Genomic DNA, 18,220 nt, shown 5'->3' with positions numbered 1-18,220 from the left:
ACCCTACGTCCAAGACCCGTGCCGATGCATGGCATTTGACGTCAACGCGTGTCACCGATTCGCCCACAGCGCAAAGCCCGGACAGCCGCCGGCCAGGTTCCACGTAGACTTGAAACCATGCATTCGTTACCCAGCCAGCCCCTCCTCAAAGCCGTGCTCTGGGATATGGATGGCACACTCGTGGACACCGAGCCCTACTGGATCGCTGCCGAGCGTGAGCTTGTGGAGTCCCATGGCGGAAGCTGGTCGCACCAGCAGGCCATGCAATTGGTAGGCCAGTCGCTGCTTCACTCGGCCGCCGTCCTCCAAGCCGCGGGTGTCCGGCTTGAAGCCCGCGAAATCGTGGACACCCTCAGCGCCCAGGTCATCGCGCAGGTCCGCGAGGAAGTCCCGTGGCGTCCGGGCGCGCGTGAACTCCTGGACGAACTTCATCAGGCGGGCATCCGCTGTGCCCTGGTAACCATGTCCGAGGGCCCTTTGGCCGGCGTGGTAGTGGAAAGCCTTCCCAAGCCCTACTTCGAATTCATGGTCACCGGGGATACGGTAGCCAACGGAAAACCGCACCCCGAGGCTTACCTCACTGCTGTCGAACGGCTCCGGCTGGACGACCCCTCACTCAGCATTCACCACTGTGTCGCCCTGGAGGACTCCGTACCGGGGGCAACGGCCGCCATTGCCTCGGGTGTGGTGACGGTAGGAATACCCCACCAGGTTCCGTTGCCCGAGGACCGCCGCATGATCATGTGGGACACGTTGGTTGGCAGGACTGCCTCCGACGTCAGCCGCCTGGTTCATGACCGCCTCGCAGCAGTGGACCTGCTTGAAGGGGCCAACTAGGTGAGCAGTTCCTCCACGCCCCATCACGCCGCCACCAAAAAAGACGGCATTCCCCTGGGAAAGATCGCCGGTATTCCGGTATACCTCGCTTACTCGTGGTTTGTCATCGCCGGCTTCACGGTGATTGTCTATGGCCCGGCACTGCTGATACGGATGCCGGAGCTCGGCATCGGAGCGTATTTCGTGGCCTTGGGTTATGCCCTGCTGCTCGCCGTCTCGGTTCTGGTCCATGAATTGGCGCACGCGCTCAGCGCAAAGGCCTTCAGCTGGCCAACGGAAAAGATCGTGCTGAACCTCTGGGGCGGACATACCCAATTCGAGAATTTCACGGCTTCCCCTGGACGTTCGGTGGTGGTCGCCTTGGCCGGACCGGCCTCCAACTTCGTCCTGGCGGCCGGAATGTGGGCCGTTCTTTCTTCCGGTGCCTTAAGCGGCGTATCGGACATCCTGGCCAACATCCTGATGTGGGCCAACCTCCTGATCGGCTTGTTCAATGTCCTTCCCGGTTTGCCCCTGGACGGCGGCCGCTTGGTTGAATCGGCGGTTTGGAAAGCGACCGGAAGCCAGGACAAGGGCACGATCGCCGCAGGGTGGTCTGGCCGCATCATCGTTGCCGCATTGGTCATCTGGTTCATCGGGCTGCCGCTCATCAGCGGCACGCCGCTGGATATCAGCCTGATGCTTATCACCTTCCTCGTCTGCGGCTTCCTCTGGATGGGCGCTTCGAGCTCGATCCACCACGCCAAGCTCCGCAGCCGCCTCTACCTCGTGAGTGCCGCTGGACTGGCAGAATCCGCGGTAGGCGTGCCGAACTCGGCCACTGTTGCGGACGTCCTGGACCTTTCCCCGGCCGGGAGTCCCGCCGTCGTGATTTGCGGACCGGATGGCAAGCCGCAGGGTGTGGTGGACTTCGGAGCAGCGGCCGCTGTGCCTCCGCAATCAACGGCGACGACGCCCGTCACCGCAGTAGCGCACGCCCTGGGCGCTGGGGCGTACGTCCCGGAATGGTCCAAGGGCCAGGAATTGATCCAGTACTTGGCACGGCTGGAGGGCGGCGAATACGCTGTGGTGGATCACAACGGAATCGTCACTGGCCTTCTCCGCCAGCAAGCAGTAGTGACGGCCATTACAGGCAAGGAAGCCCGCCGGAGCGGGCGCGCCTGACACCCTTGCCGGTAGAGTTGCATGCCGGCGGTTATACCGAAGAACCCATGGATTTTTGGCGCCCACCCGCCAGCAAGACGTTGCGGCCCAGCCGTACAGGAGCGAGGAACAGTACATGAGCAGCGAAACCGCCGCCCCCGAAGCAAACGCAGGCACCGACAGGCCGGCCGATGGCACAACCGTGCAGCCGACGGGTGCTGCGCGCCGCCGCGGGCCTTTCCGCGTTGGCGAACGGGTCCAGCTCACTGATGAACGCGGCCGCATGAACACCATCAGCTTGGAGGTAGGTGGCGCTTTCCACACCCACCGCGGCTTCCTGAACCATGATGAGATCATCGGCAAGGTGGATGGCTCCGTAGTCAGCAACAACGTTGGCCAGCAGTACCAGACCCTGCGTCCGTTGCTCTCCGATTTCGTCTTGTCCATGCCCCGTGGCGCCGCTGTTGTGTATCCGAAGGATGCAGGCCAGATCGTCACCATGGCTGACATCTTCCCCGGCGCACGTGTCGTTGAGGCCGGCGTCGGGTCCGGCGCCCTCTCCATTTCGCTGCTGCGCGCCGTGGGCGACGGCGGCTACCTCCACTCCTTTGAGCGTCGCGAAGAGTTCGCCGACATCGCCCGCGGAAACGTGGAGACCATCTTCGGCGGACCGCACCCCGCATGGCAGATCTCCCTGGGCGACTTCCAGGAAGAAGTGGTCAAGGCTGAGGCTCCTGGCTCCGTGGACCGCGTCGTGCTGGACATGCTGGCTCCCTGGGAGTGCTTGGACGCTGTTGCCACTGTCCTGGCGCCCGGTGGTGTGTGGATCAACTACGTGGCAACCGTCACCCAGTTGTCGCGCACGGCTGAGGCCATTCGCGCCGACGGGCGCTTCACTGAGCCTGCCGCCTGGGAGTCCATGGTTCGCGGATGGCACCTTGAGGGACTGGCCGTACGGCCGGACCACCGCATGGTGGCCCACACCGGATTCCTCCTCGTCACACGCCGCCTCGCCGATGGCGTCACTGGAATCTCCGTCAAGCGCCGCCCGTCCAAGACCGAGTTCAGCGAAGAGGACCTCAACGCGTGGACGCCCGGCGCTGTGGGAGAGCGCTCTGTCTCGGACAAGAAACTCCGCCGGGCAGCCCGCGACGCCATCGCAGGAACCAACGTCCAGGATGATCCCCCAGTCACAAACTGACAAAGGTCACAATAGGGTCCGCATTCCGGATGTCACCAAGCACCCTGCGCTTTTCGGGACTAAGGTCTTGTTAAGCGCAGGAAGGGGCTGATGAATCGTGGATACGTCAAACAACGACCTTGGACGGCCGACGCCGGAAGAAGCACATAACGCAGCGGAAGAAGCGGCGAGCCGGGGGCTTGCAGCTGTCCAACCGCCGGAGCCCTCGAGTGAACTGACGGTTGCCGAACGGCAAATCAATATCCTCCGGGACAAGCTTCGCCACATTGACCGCCAGTTGGCAGCTGCTACCCAGAACAACGGCAAGCTTGTGAGCATGCTGGAAACGGCCAAGGCCGAGATTCTCCGTTTGAAGGGTGCTTTGGAGCAGGAGGGCCAGCCGCCCTATAGCTTCGGAACCGTAGTGCAGATCAACCCGCGAAAGCAGGCAGCCGCAGGCAGTTCCGGCCAGGCCGCTACCGAAGAGTCCGTGGATATCTTCAATGCCGGCCGCAAAATGCGTGTAGGCGTCAGCCCACTGGTCAACCTGAACCAGCTGGCAGTCGGGCAGGAAGTCCTCTTGAACGAGGCCCTCCTGGTGGTGGCCGGGCTGGGCTACGAACGCGCCGGCGAACTGGTCACCCTCAAGGAAATGTTGGGCAAGGACCGCGCCCTGGTGGTGGGCCGGGCCGACGAGGAACGCGTAGTCCGGCTGTCAGGCGCCCTTCAAAGTGTCCACCTGAAGGTCGGCGATGCACTGTCCCTGGACTCACGGACTGGCTACGCCCTTGAGAAGGTGCCGAGGGCCGAGGTGGAGAACCTTGTCCTCGAAGAAGTTCCGGATATCACCTATCAGGACATTGGCGGTCTCGGCCCCCAAATCGAACAGATCCGCGATGCCGTGGAGCTGCCGTTCCTGCACCCGGACCTCTACCGCGAACATGGGCTCAAGGCCCCCAAAGGCATACTGCTGTACGGCCCTCCGGGTTGCGGCAAGACGCTCATCGCCAAGGCTGTGGCAAATTCCCTTGCAGCCCGTGCCGCAGAACGCGCCGGCAACACCGATCTCAAGAGCTACTTCCTGAACATCAAGGGACCCGAGCTCCTGGACAAGTATGTGGGCGAGACCGAGCGCCACATCCGCCTCATTTTCTCGCGTGCCCGTGAAAAGGCATCCGATGGCAGCCCTGTCGTCGTCTTCTTCGACGAAATGGACTCGCTGTTCCGCACCCGCGGTACCGGCGTTTCGTCCGACGTCGAAACCACTATCGTGCCCCAGTTGCTGAGCGAGATCGACGGCGTCGAGCGTCTGGACAACGTCATTGTCATCGGCGCCTCCAACCGTGAGGACATGATCGATCCCGCCATTCTTCGACCCGGTCGCCTCGACGTAAAAGTGAAGATCCAGCGCCCCGATGCCGAGGCCGCGGCGGACATTTTTGCCAAGTACATCACCACGGACCTGCCCTTCCACGCCCAGGACCTTGCCGAGTATGGCGGAGACGTGCAGGCCACGGTGGACGCCATGGTCCAGCGCACCGTCGAAGCCATGTATTCCACGGAGAAATCCAACGAGTACCTCGAAGTCACCTACGCCAACGGCGATACGGAAATGCTCTACTTCAAGGACTTCAACTCCGGCGCCGTGGTGCAGAACGTCGTGGACCGGGCCAAGAAATACGCCATCAAGGACCTCCTGACCAATCACCAAAAGGGCCTCCGGATCGAGCACCTGCTGCGGGCCGTGGTTGACGAGTTCCGCGAGCATGAGGACATGCCGAACACCACCAACCCGGACGACTGGGCCAGGATTTCGGGCAAGAAGGGTGAACGGATCACGTACATCCGCACGATTGTCCAGGGCAAGGCCGGCCAGGAACCAGGCAAGTCGATTGAAACCACCGCCAACACGGGCCAATACCTATGACAGCAAGACCCGAAGGTACGCCTGCTGAAAAGTTGCCCGCCGGCGGCGCCATGCGCGTCATGGGCTCGGAAACTGAATACGGAATCCACGCGCCGTCGGCGCCCGGGGCGAATGCCACCATGATGTCCGCAAGGATCATCCAGGCGTACGCCACAGTTACCCGGCAACGGGCAGCCGGGGGAGCAGAGACACGCTGGGACTACACGGACGAAGAACCGTTACACGATGCACGCGGCTGGACCTTGGACAGGTCAGCCGCGGATCCCAGCCAACTCACAGACCAGCCGCCAGTGCTCGACGCCGAAGCGGTTGCGTTGGCGTACGGTCGCCAGGAGTTGGAGCTCGATGGAGCCGACGAATCCGGTTCCCTGCTGATGAACATGGTCCTCGGAAACGGGGCGCGTCTCTACGTGGACCATGCACACCCCGAGTATTCGAGCCCGGAAGTGACGAATCCGCGCGATGCTGTGGCGTGGGATGCTGCCGGTGACCTGGTTGCCTTGGCCACTGTGAGGAAGGTCGCGGCGGACACCACCCTGCCCCCCATCAATCTTTACAAGAACAACACTGACAACAAGTCAGTGTCTTATGGCTCGCACGAGAACTACCTCATGCCCCGCTCCGTTCCGTTCGGTGACATTATTCGTGGCCTGACGCCATTTTTTGTCTCCCGCCAGGTGGTGTGCGGTGCCGGACGGGTCGGCTTGGGACAGGACAGCTCCACACCCGGATACCAGATCAGCCAACGTGCGGACTTCTTCGAGGCCGAGGTGGGGCTGGAAACAACCATCCGACGTCCCATCATCAACACCAGGGACGAGCCCCACGCAACGGCCGACAAGTACCGCCGCCTTCACGTGATCATCGGTGACGCCAACCTCAGCCAGGCCTCGAACTACCTCAAGTTCGGTACCACCGCCATGGTCCTGAGCCTCATCGAAGCCGGACAGGCTCCGAGGATTGAAGTCCACGAGCCTGTTCAGGCTCTTCAAACCATCAGCCACGACACAACGCTCACAGCCACAGTACGGTTGCTCGACGGCCGAAGGGTGACGGCCCTGGACATCCAGTGGATGTATTACGAGGCAGCGGCCAAACTTGCCCAGGAGACTGGCGTGGCGGACTCGGTTACCGGCGATGGCCACACCCACGATGTCTTGTCACACTGGGAAACCACGTTGACAACGCTGGGAAGCGACCTTGCTGCGGCCTCCTCGTCCGTTGAATGGGTGGCCAAGAAATCACTTCTGGAAGGCTACCGGAACCGTGACGGCCTTGAGTGGAACGACGCCAGGCTCGGATTAGTGGACCTGCAATGGTCGGATATCCGGCCCGAAAAGGGCTTGTACTACAGGCTGCTGTCCAGGGACCGCATGATGCGGATCGTCGACGACGCCGACATCGCCAGGGCGGTGACCGAACCGCCGTCGGACACTCGCGCGTACTTCCGCGGACGGTGTGTTTCCAGGTTTGGCAAGGACGTGGTCGGCGCCAGTTGGGACTCGGTAATTTTCGATGTACCGGGGTTGGGGAAACTGCAGAGGGTACCCACCCGTGAACCGCTGCGTGGAACCCGGGCGTTGACCGGAGCATTGTTCGACCGTCACCAGGATGCAGGTTCATTCCTTGCCGATTTGATGGGCCGAAACCCGCCGCCGGCCAGGAGCTGAGGCTGGAACGGCACACCAACATTCGTGCCCTTCCAAAGCCGTACGCAGCAGCCCACGGCGTGGCAATATGGCATTAGGAAGTCTCCGGCATCAGGGGACTGACAGTAGGGAGAAAGAAAATGGCAGCTCAGGAGCAGCAACAACCGCAGTCGAGGGAAACCGAAACTGAAGTGGACGTACCGGAGGCCCCGCCCGCAGCGCCCGAGGCACAGGCGTCGGAGGCAACCCAGGGCGTGGATGACCTCCTCGATGAAATCGACGGCGTCCTGGAATCAAACGCCGAAGAGTTCGTCCGGGCGTTCGTGCAAAAGGGCGGCCAGTAACCGGACCCACACCGTCAGTACTGCCCGGTCGGCGTGAGGCCGCCGGGCATCGGAACGCAGAGTCGAAGGAGTGCAGCAATGCAGGACCCATCAACCGGCCCCCTGGCCACCCAGGCAACGTCTTCCTTTACGGAGCATCTCCAACGCTCGCGTCCCGAATTACTTCCCTTCAGCCAATCATTACCGGCCGGCATGGTTCCGTCGTCGCCTCATGCCACCACCATCGTTGCCCTGACATATGCGGGAGGTGTCCTGATGGCGGGAGACCGCCGGGCCACGATGGGCAACGTCATCGCCAGCAGGCACATCGAGAAAGTGTTTCCCGCCGACGAGTATTCCGTGCTGGGTATCGCCGGCACGGCCGGCCTGGCCATCGACATCACACGGCTTTTCCAGGTTGAGTTGGAGCACTACGAGAAAATCGAGGGCACGCTCCTGAGCCTGGTGGGCAAGGCCAACCGGCTGGGGGCAATGATCCGCGGGAACCTTCCCATGGCAATGCAGGGGATGGCGGTCATTCCGTTGTTCGCGGGGTTCGACCAAGTGTCCGGCGTCGGGCGGTTGTTCTCCTACGACGTCACCGGCGGCCGCTACGAAGAGCAGGAACACCACTCGGTTGGTTCCGGTTCGGTGTTCGCCCGGGGCGCCCTGAAGAAGCTGTGGAAGCCGAATCTCACTGAAGAATCCGCGGTGGCAGTGGCCGTTGAGGCGCTCTACGATGCCGCGGACGACGACTCCGCCACCGGTGGCCCCGACCCGGTCCGTCAACTGTGGCCTGTTGTCTATACCGTCAACCGCACCGGAAACCGCCGTGTTCCGGAACGCGACCTGGCCGCCATAGCCGGCGCCATCGTCGAATCACGGGCCATCGCCGGACGGGAGGCCTGAGATGACGCAGCAGTTCTACGTCTCTCCCGAACAGCTGATGAAGGACCGTGCTGACTTTGCACGGAAAGGCATCGCCCGCGGACGCTCCGTGGTGGTCATCAGTTGCGCCGACGGCATTGCCTTGATCGCGGAGAATCCGTCGCCCTCGCTGCACAAGATCGGCGAGATCTACGACAAAATCGCCTTCGCAGCAGTGGGCAAGTACAACGAGTTCGAAAGCCTCCGGCAAGCCGGTGTCCGTTACGCCGACGTCCGCGGATACTCCTACGATCGCGAGGACGTCACCGCCCGCGGTCTGGCCAGCGTGTATGCCCAGAGTCTTGGCGCGGTGTTCACTGCGGAACAGAAACCTTTCGAAGTGGAGCTGGCAGTCGCCGAAGTGGGCCTGGCACAGGAGCAGGACCACCTTTACCGGCTGACCTTCGATGGCTCGATTGCCGATGAGAACGGCTTTGTTGTCATGGGCGGTCTCGCTGACCAGATTTCCGACGTCGTCAGTGGGGATTGGGATCCCGAGCTCAGTTTGGCCGGGGCCATGCGTTTGGCACTGCGCGCCCTGGCTGCCGATAAGGAGGCTGACGCGCTGCCGGCTACCGCCGTCGAGGCTGCAGTCCTGTACCGCGCGTCCGAAAGCCACCGCGGTTCCCGTAGGGCGTTCCGGCGGCTGTTGCCTGAGGATATGACCCTGTTGCTCGCCGAGGAGGCTTGAGATGGATAAGAGAATATTTGGCATCGAAACGGAATTTGGAATCTCCTATTCCAGCCCGGATTCGCGTCCTCTGGCCCCTGAGGAAGTGGCCAGATACCTTTTTCGCAAGGTCGTCAGTTGGGGCCGGTCGTCCAATGTCTTCCTGACCAACGGCTCACGGCTTTACCTGGATGTGGGTTCGCATCCAGAGTACGCCACGGCCGAATGTGACGACCTTGCACAGCTGATCGCCCATGACAGGGCTGGCGAACTCATCCTGGACGACCTCGTGGACGAGGCCCAGGCGCGGCTGGCGGCGGAGGGATTCAACGGCACGGTGTATCTCTTCAAGAACAACACCGACTCCGCCGGAAACTCCTACGGCAGCCACGAAAACTACCTCATTCCGCGGCGGGGGGAATTCTCCCGCTTGGCCGAGATCCTCATTCCCTTCCTGGTGACCCGCCAGTTGATCGCGGGAGCGGGGAAAGTGCTGAAGACGCCCCACGGCGCCACGTTTGCCTTCTCCCAGCGTGCCGATCACATCTGGGAGGGCGTGTCCTCGGCCACCACCAGGTCCCGCCCCATCATCAACACCCGCGATGAGCCACATGCGGACGCCGAGTTCTACCGTCGCCTCCACGTGATTGTGGGGGACTCCAACATGTCTGAAACTTCCGCGCTCCTAAAGGTGGGAACCGTGGACCTTATCCTCCGCATGATCGAGGCAGGCGTCATCATGCGGGATATGCGGATGGAAAACCCTATCCGCAGCATCCGTGAGATCTCGCATGACCTGACGGGCCGCGCACTGGTCAGGCTTGCCAACGGCAGGCAGCTCACCGCCCTGGATATCCAGCGCGAGTACCTGACCAAGGTCACTGAGTTCGTCGCCACGAACGGCGCACACAACGCCCATGTGCCGCTCATCCTGGATCTGTGGAAACGAACGCTCGATGCCATCGAAAGCGGCGATACGAGCACCATTGATACCGAAGTGGACTGGGCCATCAAGAAGAAGCTCATGGACGGCTACATGAACCGCCATGACCTTAGCCTTGACTCACCACGCATCGCCCAGCTCGACCTCACGTATCACGACATCTCGCGTCAACGTGGGATTTTCTTCCTTCTGCAAGCGCGGGGGGCAGCACGACGCCTGGTTACGGAAACGGACGTCAAAGACGCCGTGGACGCGCCACCCCAGACAACCAGGGCAAAGTTGCGGGGTGACTTTGTTCGCCGCGCCCAGGAGCTGGGCCGCGACTACACCGTTGACTGGGTGCACCTGAAGCTCAACGACCGGGCGCACCAGACCATTCTCTGCAAGGATCCGTTCCGTAGCGTTGACGAGCGGGTGGATGCACTGCTGGACTCCATGGGCTGACCGGCTCTATAAGCTGGCTCCCAGCTTCGCGGGCTATTCTGGATAGTGGTCTCTTTCCAAGAGCCGCACTGCTTGGATGCGCAACGCGCCTTTCCGAGTGTCCCTTGCCCCGACGAAAGTGTCTTTTTTGTGCGCCGACTCCTAGCAATTCTCCTTCCTGCCCTGTTGCTCATCACCGCGTGCGGAGGAAGCACTCCGGCCGCCGAGCCCACCAGCCAGTCTGCCGGTGACACCTCAAAGCTCGACTCCGTGAAAGTGACGGACAACGGCGACAAAGCACCCGGCGTTGAATTCTCCAAGCCCCTCACCGTGACTGAACCAACCATCAAGATGGTTGTCGAAGGCGATGGTGAGCGCGTGAAGGCCGGACAAACGGCCGAGCTGATGTACCTTGCCGTGGACGGCAATGACGGCAAGACAGTGGAAGATGCCTACGCCAACGGCCCCCAGCCAATCGAACTGACCGACGAATTGAAGACCGGCAACGAGCAAATCTATAACGCGATTGTCGGAGCCAAGGTTGGGTCCCAAATCGCTTTTGCGGCACCTGGCAATGCCACAGCATCTGCCCCCGCCTCCACGCAGTTGGTCGTCTTTAAGCTGGTCTCAGCGAAGGACCCCGCACCGGTACTGGAGAAGCCCGAAGGCGAGACAGTTACTCCTCCGGCAGGGCTCCCCACCGTGAAGGAAGACGACAAGGGCATTCCCCAGATTTCCGTTGAAGGCGTTGCGGCTCCGAAGGAACTCATCGCCCAGGACCTCATCAAGGGCACAGGTGCTGCCGTGAAGGCCTCCGACACCCTGACGGTCAATTACGTCGGCGTCACCCTCGCAGGTGGAACCAAGTTCGATTCCAGCTACGACCGTGGAGAGTCCACCAGCTTCCCGCTCACCGGGGTCATCAAGGGCTGGACCCAGGGCCTCGAAGGCAAGACCGTCGGCTCCCGCGTCCTGCTGGTCATTCCGCAGGATCTGGCCTACGGCGAAGCCGGCCAGGGTGAAGCCAAGGGCGACCTCGTGTTCGTCGTTGACATTCTTGGCGTCAAGTAACCGGCACTGAAATTTCGACAAGACCGTTGGGCACTGGCTTAAGCTTGTTCCTGACACTCATCCGTCCCCTCACACCAAGGAGCCTCCATGTCATTTGGCCAGCGTGATTTCGACCGCACCAAGCCCGAAATCGACTTCCCCGAAGGCGACGTCCCCACGGACCTCGTCATCACGGACCTCATCGAGGGCACCGGCACAGAAGCCAAGGCCGGAGACACCGTGTCCACCCACTACGTGGGCGTCGCCTGGTCCACTGGTGAAGAATTTGACGCCTCGTGGGGCCGCGGCGCTCCGCTGGACTTCAGGGTCGGCGTCGGCCAGGTCATCCAGGGCTGGGACCAGGGCCTGCTGGGCATGAAGGTCGGCGGCCGTCGCCGCCTGGAAATCCCTTCCGAGCTCGCCTATGGCTCCCGGGGTGCCGGTGGAGCGATCAAGCCCAACGAAGCCCTGATCTTTGTGGTCGACCTCGTAGCAGTTCGCTAAGGCAGATAGCCCTGAGCAAGGCGCGTTACCTTCCGGTTCCACCGGTCGGTGACGCGCCTTGCTGCTTTCCCGCTGGTCTTTAGTAACGTAGCAAGGGTGTCCGCATCCCGCACTGAACGACTTCTGAACCTTCTCCTGGCTTTGCTCAATACCAGAGTGGGGCTTCCACGCTCTGTCCTGCGTGAGAAGGTCTACCGCGATTCCGCTGCCAACGATGTCGCCTTTGGTCGTATGTTCGAGCGCGACAAAGTGGACCTGAAGCAGTTTGGCTTTGAGATCGAAACATTGGCGGATCCGCGCAGCTTCGGCGCGGAGGATCCCGCGACAACCCGTTACCGCATCGGTAAGGACTCAAACCGGCTTCCGGACGTCAGCCTGACCCCGGCCGAGTGCACGGTCCTTCTGCTGGCTGCCCAGCTATGGGAACGTGCTGCGCTTGGCACGGCGGCCGCCAATGCCGTCCGCAAGCTCCAGGCGGCCGGTGGTTTCACCGACGTCGATCTCCCATCGGGAGTGCAGCCGCGGATAAGGCCGGCGGGCCAGGCTTTCGACGACGTCGTGGCAGCCATGCATGGCAGGCATGCCGTCCGCTTCGGCTACCTTGCGGTCAGCACGGGGCGCGAGGAAGTGCGGGAAGTTGAGCCCTGGGGACTCGGCAGCCGTTTCGGCCAGTGGTACCTCGTGGGCTTTGACCGGGGGAGGGAGGCAAAACGACTCTTCAGGCTTTCGCGGATGACGACCGCAGTGGGCCTGGTGCCCGGCAGCAGCTTCGATGCTCCGGACGGTTTCAACGCCCGCGCCGAGCTGGATTCACTTAATGAACTGCCACTTCAGAACGCCACCCTCGATGTAGACATCGACCGGCTCCTGGCCCTGCGGAAAAGGGCCTCGCACGTCGAACCGGCTGCAAGAGAAAACAGCCGTGATCGCCTCGTCGTGGAATTCCGGGATCCCGAGGTCCTCGCGGAGGAACTGGCCTCTTACGGCCCCCACGTGAAGGTGGGCGGTCCGGAGGAGCTGCGCGCCGCCGTCGTGCGTCGACTCCAGGGTGCGGTGAACTTCGACGCCGAACCGTCCGTACCCGTTGGGTTCCCTGACTCTGAGCGGTTGCCACGCGCCCGAAAGCGGACTTCCGAGGATCAGCTGGCCCGGATGCTCCAGTTGGTTCCCTTCCTGGTCCATCACCAGGGCTTGCACATCCAGGAAGTCGCAGACCATTTTGGCATCACCCGCAAGGCCCTGATCGACGACCTCAAGATCCTTATCTGCTCGGGGCTCCCGGAGGGTTATCCCGACGATCTCCTGGACATCCAGTGGGAGAACGACCACGTCTATATCTCTGAGCACCTGGACCTGAACCGGCCGGTGCGCTTCAGCGAGGAGGAGGCCGCGGCGCTGCTGACTGGCTTGGAAATGCTGGGAGACCTGCCCGCCCTGGCCGGCATGTCCGAGGACGGGCCCGGCAGCGCCCTGGAATCGGTGACCATTAAGCTAACCGGCGCAGCGGGACAGGCCGGGCGTTTGGCGGGCTCCGTAGCCGGCCAATCAGTGGCGCCCGAACAGTCCCATGCTTTCGCCACCATTACCCAGGCGATCAGGGACAGCCAACAACTCCGGCTACGGTACTTCTCCCGGCAGCGGGACGAACTGACGGAGCGGGACGTGGATCCCTTGCGGCTCTATTCCCTGGACAACACCTGGTACTTCGAAGCCTACTGCCACAGTAAGGCCGGCATCAGGAACTTCCGGCTGGACAGGGTGGAACTAGTGGAACCCAACGGCCGTCCGGCGTCCGGCACGGCAACGGCCGGACTGGATTTTCCGGCCCGGCTGTTCACGCCCAGCGACGATGACGTCCTGGTCCTCCTGCAGCTCACCCGCCAGGGCGCCGGACTGGCGGATGACTATTACGCCGAGCGAACAGCACAACTGCCCGACGGCGGGCTTCTGGCCGAAGTGCGGTTTGGCGATGCGGGCTGGCTCCCGATGTTCGTGGCACAGCATGGTGGATCTGCGCGGATTCTCGCCCCGGATTCACTGCGTGGGGAAGCCCGCACGTATCTCGACGCAGCCCTTTCCCAGTACGGCGATCCTTCCGACCGCCCGGCTGGCTAGACTGTTCAGATGCCTTGGTGGTTCTGGATCCTGTTGTGGATCGCGCTCATAGCCCTTTCGTTGCTGCTTCACCTGACACTGGGGTACCGCCTGTTCAGGAAATTCATGTCAACTGTTCATGAATTGGGCGATGCGGGTAAACGTTTCAGCAAACGTGGGCCCGACGTGGAAACCTCCGACGTTGAAACAACGGACGCGCGCGCCGAACCAGGCTCCGCAATTTTTGCCTCCCCGGATCAGATGCGTCATGATTACCTGACGGCCAAAGCCTTCCGCCAGGAAGTTCGTCGCCAGAAGCGCGTCAAGCGCAAAGCAGAGCGGGGTCAGCCCCAATCCCTGCACGACATTGAATTCAGATAGACGTAGGATGTATCCAAAAGGAAAGGACCTCCCCACATGAGGCTCGAAGGCTGGCATCTCATCATCATCATCGTCCTGGCTCTGGTGCTCTTCGCAGCGCCGAAGCTGCCGTCCATGGCGCGCAGTATTGGGCAGTCGATGCGTATTTTCAAGTCTGAAGTCCGGGAAATGAAGAAGGATGGTTCTTCCGAAACGAAAGACTCCCAGGACGCTTCCGACGCCGTCGAAGGCAAGGTAGTAGGCCACCCGGACGCCAAGGCCAAGAACAACGGCGAGACTGACGTTCCGCCCTCCAACCGCGTCTAAAGAGAAGTGGTAGAAACGAAGGGGCGCAAGGCCAACCCCGAAGCCCGGATGGCGCTCCTTGACCACCTCAAGGAGCTTAAGAACCGGCTCTTCAAGGCTGCTATCGGTATCATCCTGGGTACCGTGGTGGGCTTCATTGTCTACCAGCCGCTCTTGGAGGCCTTGATCAAGCCGATCAAGGACCTCAACGAGAAAGAGGGCCGCGCCGCGACCCTGAACTTTGACGGCGTTGCCAGTTCATTCGACCTTATGGTCCAGGTTTCGGTCTTTCTTGGCGTGATCTTGTCAAGCCCTGTATGGATCTACCAGCTCTGGGCCTTTATTGTGCCCGGGCTGCACAAGAAGGAACGGCGCTTGGCATTGTCGTTCGTGGCAGCAGCGGTTCCCCTTTTCGTTGGTGGTGTCCTCCTTGCCTGGCTGGTGCTGCCCAACGCTGTTCGTGTGCTGACCGATTTCACTCCATCGGGTGGGTCAAACTTCATCAGTGCTGAGATCTACCTGGCGTTCGTTCTTCGGCTCCTGCTGGCTTTCGGCATTGCGTTCCTTGTCCCGGTGGTTCTGGTGGGCCTGAACCTTGCTGGAATCGTCAAGGGCAAGCAACTGGTCAAGAGTTGGCGGATCACCATCTTCCTGGTGTGCCTGTTCGCTGCGATGGCTGCTCCCGGCGCCGATGCCATGAGCATGTTCTACCTCGCAGCTCCCATGCTGCTTCTGTTCTTCGCGGCCATCGGCGTCTGCCTCTGGAACGACCGGCGCCGTGAACGTCGGGCCCTCAAACGGGCAGCTGAGACCGAAGCCAACGCAGACATCGCCACCCCGGCAACGGATCTGGAGAATCTCTAGACGTTGGGCCACTAGGCTTGATGTATGTCCTCAATTTCCGGGTCTCAATCTCCATCAGACCGCTATCAAGCGGCAGCCCAGCGGGCAGCTGAGTCGAAAACGTACCTTGGCGCCTTTGCCCGGTCCCTGGACTTCGACCTGGACGACTTCCAGCGTGAGGCGTGCAGGTCGCTCCAGGAGGGCCGCGGCGTCCTGGTAGCAGCCCCGACGGGTGCAGGTAAAACGATAGTTGGCGAGTTTGCCATTTATCTGGCCTTGGAGCGGGGACTTAAGGCCTTCTACACCACCCCCATCAAAGCGTTGAGCAACCAGAAGTTCTCGGAGCTGGCGGCCAAGTACGGGGCAGAGAATGTCGGCCTGCTGACAGGCGACACCACCATCAACGGCGAGGCTCCAGTGGTGGTCATGACCACCGAAGTCCTTCGGAACATGCTGTATGCCGATTCAGAGACCCTGGGTGACCTTGGTTTTGTAGTGATGGACGAGGTCCATTACCTGGCCGACCGCTTCCGCGGGGCCGTCTGGGAAGAAGTCATCATTCATTTGCCCAGCGAGGTGCAGGTCGCCTCGCTCAGTGCCACTGTCTCCAACGCCGAAGAGTTCGGAGCCTGGCTGGATACCGTCAGGGGCGACACCGACGTCATCGTTTCGGAGCACCGTCCGGTGCCACTGTGGCAGCACGTCATGGTGGGTCGGGAAATAGTGGATCTCTTCGCTGGCGACACCACCTTTGACGAGATCGCACCCCAGGCCCCTGGCACACCGGAAACCGAAGTGCCGGACCTTTCCGAGGCTGATGAAGTGGTGGACGAACCAGTGGCCGCTGACCGCAGGAACGCCGTCGCCAACCGCTCGTCTTCCCTCAAGGTCCGCCAGGCAGTCACCGGCCCGGAGTTCGAAGTCAATCCGGACCTGTTGGCCATGGCCCGTTCTGAGAGCCGCATGAACATGGGCGGCCGCTTCGGCCATGGTGGGCGTAGCCGTAGGCGCCAGGACCGCTATCGCGATGAGCGGCAGCAGTCAGAGCAGCGCAGCCCTGTCAGGAAGGCCAGCCGCCCACAGGTCATCGAGAGCCTCAGGCGCCAGGATCTCCTGCCGGCCATCACGTTCATTTTCTCCAGGGCCGGCTGCGACGCCGCAGTGGCGCAGTGTGCTGCATCCGGACTGTGGCTGACAACAGAGCGGGAACAGCAAATCATCGCCCAGCGAGTGGACGAGGCCAGCCACGAAATTCCCGCCGATGATCTCGATGTCCTCGGTTTCTGGGGTTGGCGCGACGGACTTGTCAGGGGCTTTGCCGCCCATCACGCAGGCATGCTTCCGACGTTCAAGGAAGTGGTGGAAAAGCTCTTTGCCGACGGCCTGGTCAAGGCCGTCTTCGCCACCGAAACGCTGGCCCTTGGGGTTAACATGCCGGCCCGTTGCGTGGTCCTGGAAAAACTGGAAAAGTTCAACGGGGAAGCCCACGTCAACATCACCGCGGGGGAGTACACCCAACTTACCGGTCGCGCCGGACGCCGGGGCATCGACGTCGAGGGCCATGCAGTTGTGTTGTGGCAACCGGGAACGGACCCTGCCGCTGTGGCCGGACTGGCCTCACGCCGCACGTACCCCCTGAACTCCAGCTTCAGGCCCACCTACAACATGAGCATCAACCTGATTGCCCAGTTCGGCCGTGGGCGCGCCCGCGAAATCCTGGAGTCCTCCTTCGCGCAATTTCAGGCCGACCGCTCCGTAGTGGGTCTTGCCCGGCAGGTTCGTGGACGTGAAGAGTCGCTGGCGGGTTATGCCAAATCCATGCAGTGCCATCTCGGCGACTTCACCGAATATGCGAAGCTCCGCCGCGAACTCAGTGACGCCGAGAATTTCGCTGCACGCGATCACCAGCGTGCCCGAAAGTCCCATGTTGCCGATTCCCTGGCCCGGTTGATTCCCGGCGACGTCATCAGCATCTACAGCGGCAGGCTGGCCGGGCATGCAGTGGTCCTTGACGTGGACCGAAACGCCCGTGAGCCCCGTCCGTCGGTCCTCACTTCGGACAACCAGATCCGTCGGATCGGTGTCCACGACCTTGAAGGCCCGGTATCGCCGGTGACCCGGATCCGCATTCCGAAATCCTTCAACGCCAAGGTCCCGAAGGCCCGCCGGGACCTTGCCTCGTCCATGCGCCACGCCATCAGCGAAGACGCACCACACAGTCGCCGCAACAGCAGGCATGAGGACTTCGGCCTCGGAGCCCGCCTGCCGGACCAGGAAAAGAAGATTGCCGATCTGAGGCGCGCGCTCCGGGCCCACCCGTGCCATGGCTGCAGCGAACGTGAAGACCACGCGCGGTGGTCGGAGCGGTGGTGGAAACTTCGCAAGGAAACCGACGGGCTTGTCCGCCAAATCCAAGGCCGCACCAACACCATCGCCAAGACGTTCGACCGTGTGTGTGATGTCCTGTCAGCATATGGCTACCTGGAGACGAACGACGCCGGCCAGGTCACCATCAGCCCCGACGGTCAGCGGCTGCGCAGGATCTACGGCGAAAAGGACCTGCTCATCTCCCAGTCGGTCCGCCGCGGTGCCATCAACGATCTCGATGCCGCTGAGCTGGCGTCCCTGGCCAGCACCTTGGTGTACCAAGCCAAACGCGAAGACCGCGGGCTGCGGCCAAAGATGCCCACCATTTCGCTGGAATCGGCTGTGGACATCATCATCCGCGAATGGTCCCAGCTGGAGGACACCGAGGAGCACAACAGGCTTCCCTTGACCGGCGAACCGGAGCTCGGCCTGATGTGGCCAATGTATAAATGGGCCAAAGGCCGTCATCTTCAGGATGTCCTCAGCGGGACTGATCTCGCTGCTGGTGATTTCGTCCGTTGGGCCAAGCAGGTGGTGGATCTGCTCGACCAGCTGGCCAAAATCCCGCAGCTGGACCCCCGCGTGGCACGGCTCTGCCGGGAATCCATTGACTTGGTCCGCCGCGGCGTCGTGGCCTACTCCACGGTGGCCTAGCCCACGTCTTTATCTGATTT

General features: G+C 62.1%; 16 protein-coding genes. All 16 read left to right on the top strand.

Features of this window, described 5'->3' with window-relative positions:
- The first annotated feature begins 117 nt into the window (after positions 1-117).
- The 16 genes from LN996_RS09505 (at position 118) to LN996_RS09430 (ending at position 18,200) form a co-directional block, all read left to right on the top strand.
- Positions 118-837 carry an HAD family phosphatase gene (locus tag LN996_RS09505; RefSeq protein ID WP_231340146.1) on the top strand — a complete coding sequence of 240 codons (720 nt, stop codon included), beginning with the start codon at positions 118-120 and terminating at the stop codon, positions 835-837.
- A complete protein-coding gene (locus tag LN996_RS09500; protein WP_231340145.1) occupies positions 838-2,001 on the top strand; it encodes a site-2 protease family protein in 1,164 nt (387 codons plus the stop codon).
- A 115-nt stretch (positions 2,002-2,116) separates the two neighbouring features.
- A complete protein-coding gene (locus LN996_RS09495) occupies positions 2,117-3,181 on the top strand; it encodes a tRNA (adenine-N1)-methyltransferase (protein WP_231340144.1) in 1,065 nt (354 codons plus the stop codon).
- A 97-nt stretch (positions 3,182-3,278) separates the two neighbouring features.
- Positions 3,279-5,087: a proteasome ATPase gene (gene arc, locus LN996_RS09490; RefSeq protein WP_231340143.1), complete on the top strand. Its 1,809-nt coding sequence runs from the start codon at positions 3,279-3,281 to the stop codon at positions 5,085-5,087.
- Positions 5,084-6,757, top strand: coding sequence for a depupylase/deamidase Dop (dop, locus tag LN996_RS09485; protein WP_231340142.1), 1,674 nt, complete (start codon positions 5,084-5,086; stop codon positions 6,755-6,757). The genes arc and dop overlap by 4 nt, the downstream gene beginning before the upstream one ends.
- 119 nt (positions 6,758-6,876) lie before the next feature.
- Entirely contained in the window at positions 6,877-7,080 is a 204-nt protein-coding gene (locus tag LN996_RS09480) for a ubiquitin-like protein Pup (protein WP_043806102.1), read from the top strand.
- Positions 7,081-7,158: 78 nt separating this feature from the next.
- Complete coding sequence (gene prcB, locus LN996_RS09475) at positions 7,159-7,968, top strand: proteasome subunit beta (RefSeq protein WP_231340141.1); 810 nt, start codon at positions 7,159-7,161, stop codon at positions 7,966-7,968.
- A 1-nt stretch (position 7,969) separates the two neighbouring features.
- Positions 7,970-8,677, top strand: coding sequence for a proteasome subunit alpha (gene prcA, locus LN996_RS09470; protein WP_231340140.1), 708 nt, complete (start codon positions 7,970-7,972; stop codon positions 8,675-8,677).
- 1 nt (position 8,678) lies between these two features.
- Positions 8,679-10,043 carry a Pup--protein ligase gene (pafA, locus tag LN996_RS09465; RefSeq protein ID WP_231340139.1) on the top strand — a complete coding sequence of 455 codons (1,365 nt, stop codon included), beginning with the start codon at positions 8,679-8,681 and terminating at the stop codon, positions 10,041-10,043.
- 129 nt (positions 10,044-10,172) lie between these two features.
- Positions 10,173-11,093, top strand: coding sequence for an FKBP-type peptidyl-prolyl cis-trans isomerase (locus LN996_RS09460; protein ID WP_231340138.1), 921 nt, complete (start codon positions 10,173-10,175; stop codon positions 11,091-11,093).
- 87 nt (positions 11,094-11,180) lie between these two features.
- Positions 11,181-11,576, top strand: a complete 396-nt coding sequence (locus LN996_RS09455; protein WP_011774867.1) for an FKBP-type peptidyl-prolyl cis-trans isomerase — start codon at positions 11,181-11,183, stop codon at positions 11,574-11,576.
- A 96-nt stretch (positions 11,577-11,672) separates the two neighbouring features.
- Positions 11,673-13,691 (top strand): YafY family protein, encoded by a 2,019-nt coding sequence (locus LN996_RS09450; RefSeq protein ID WP_231340137.1) that lies wholly within the window; start codon positions 11,673-11,675, stop codon positions 13,689-13,691.
- A 9-nt stretch (positions 13,692-13,700) separates the two neighbouring features.
- The gene (locus LN996_RS09445) at positions 13,701-14,051 is read left to right on the top strand and encodes a hypothetical protein (protein WP_231340136.1); all 351 of its coding nucleotides are present in this window, start codon (positions 13,701-13,703) and stop codon (positions 14,049-14,051) included.
- 36 nt (positions 14,052-14,087) lie between these two features.
- A complete protein-coding gene (gene tatA / locus LN996_RS09440; protein WP_231340135.1) occupies positions 14,088-14,357 on the top strand; it encodes a Sec-independent protein translocase subunit TatA in 270 nt (89 codons plus the stop codon).
- Positions 14,358-14,363: 6 nt separating this feature from the next.
- Entirely contained in the window at positions 14,364-15,200 is an 837-nt protein-coding gene (tatC, locus tag LN996_RS09435; protein ID WP_231340134.1) for a twin-arginine translocase subunit TatC, read from the top strand.
- A gap of 24 nt (positions 15,201-15,224) precedes the next feature.
- Positions 15,225-18,200 carry an RNA helicase gene (locus LN996_RS09430; protein WP_231340133.1) on the top strand — a complete coding sequence of 992 codons (2,976 nt, stop codon included), beginning with the start codon at positions 15,225-15,227 and terminating at the stop codon, positions 18,198-18,200.
- Positions 18,201-18,220: the final 20 nt, after the last annotated feature.

Origin of the sequence: Arthrobacter sp. AK01, assembly GCF_021109375.1 — a bacterium.
Lineage (GTDB): Bacteria > Actinomycetota > Actinomycetes > Actinomycetales > Micrococcaceae > Arthrobacter.
The sequence above is the reverse complement of the archived record's forward strand: the minus strand, read 5'-3'. Positions and strand labels throughout refer to the sequence as shown.

What these genes read in the sequence shown, in the direction of transcription:
- LN996_RS09495 (WP_231340144.1), top strand. Translation starts at nt 2,117, where the DNA reads ATGAGCAGCGAAACCGCCGCCCCCGAAGCAAACGCAGGCACCGACAGG.
- tatA (WP_231340135.1), top strand. Translation starts at nt 14,088, where the DNA reads ATGAGGCTCGAAGGCTGGCATCTCATCATCATCATCGTCCTGGCTCTG.
- dop (WP_231340142.1), top strand. Translation starts at nt 5,084, where the DNA reads ATGACAGCAAGACCCGAAGGTACGCCTGCTGAAAAGTTGCCCGCCGGC.
- LN996_RS09445 (WP_231340136.1), top strand. Translation starts at nt 13,701, where the DNA reads ATGCCTTGGTGGTTCTGGATCCTGTTGTGGATCGCGCTCATAGCCCTT.
- prcB (WP_231340141.1), top strand. Translation starts at nt 7,159, where the DNA reads ATGCAGGACCCATCAACCGGCCCCCTGGCCACCCAGGCAACGTCTTCC.
- LN996_RS09430 (WP_231340133.1), top strand. Translation starts at nt 15,225, where the DNA reads ATGTCCTCAATTTCCGGGTCTCAATCTCCATCAGACCGCTATCAAGCG.
- LN996_RS09455 (WP_011774867.1), top strand. Translation starts at nt 11,181, where the DNA reads ATGTCATTTGGCCAGCGTGATTTCGACCGCACCAAGCCCGAAATCGAC.
- LN996_RS09505 (WP_231340146.1), top strand. Translation starts at nt 118, where the DNA reads ATGCATTCGTTACCCAGCCAGCCCCTCCTCAAAGCCGTGCTCTGGGAT.
- pafA (WP_231340139.1), top strand. Translation starts at nt 8,679, where the DNA reads ATGGATAAGAGAATATTTGGCATCGAAACGGAATTTGGAATCTCCTAT.
- LN996_RS09480 (WP_043806102.1), top strand. Translation starts at nt 6,877, where the DNA reads ATGGCAGCTCAGGAGCAGCAACAACCGCAGTCGAGGGAAACCGAAACT.
- prcA (WP_231340140.1), top strand. Translation starts at nt 7,970, where the DNA reads ATGACGCAGCAGTTCTACGTCTCTCCCGAACAGCTGATGAAGGACCGT.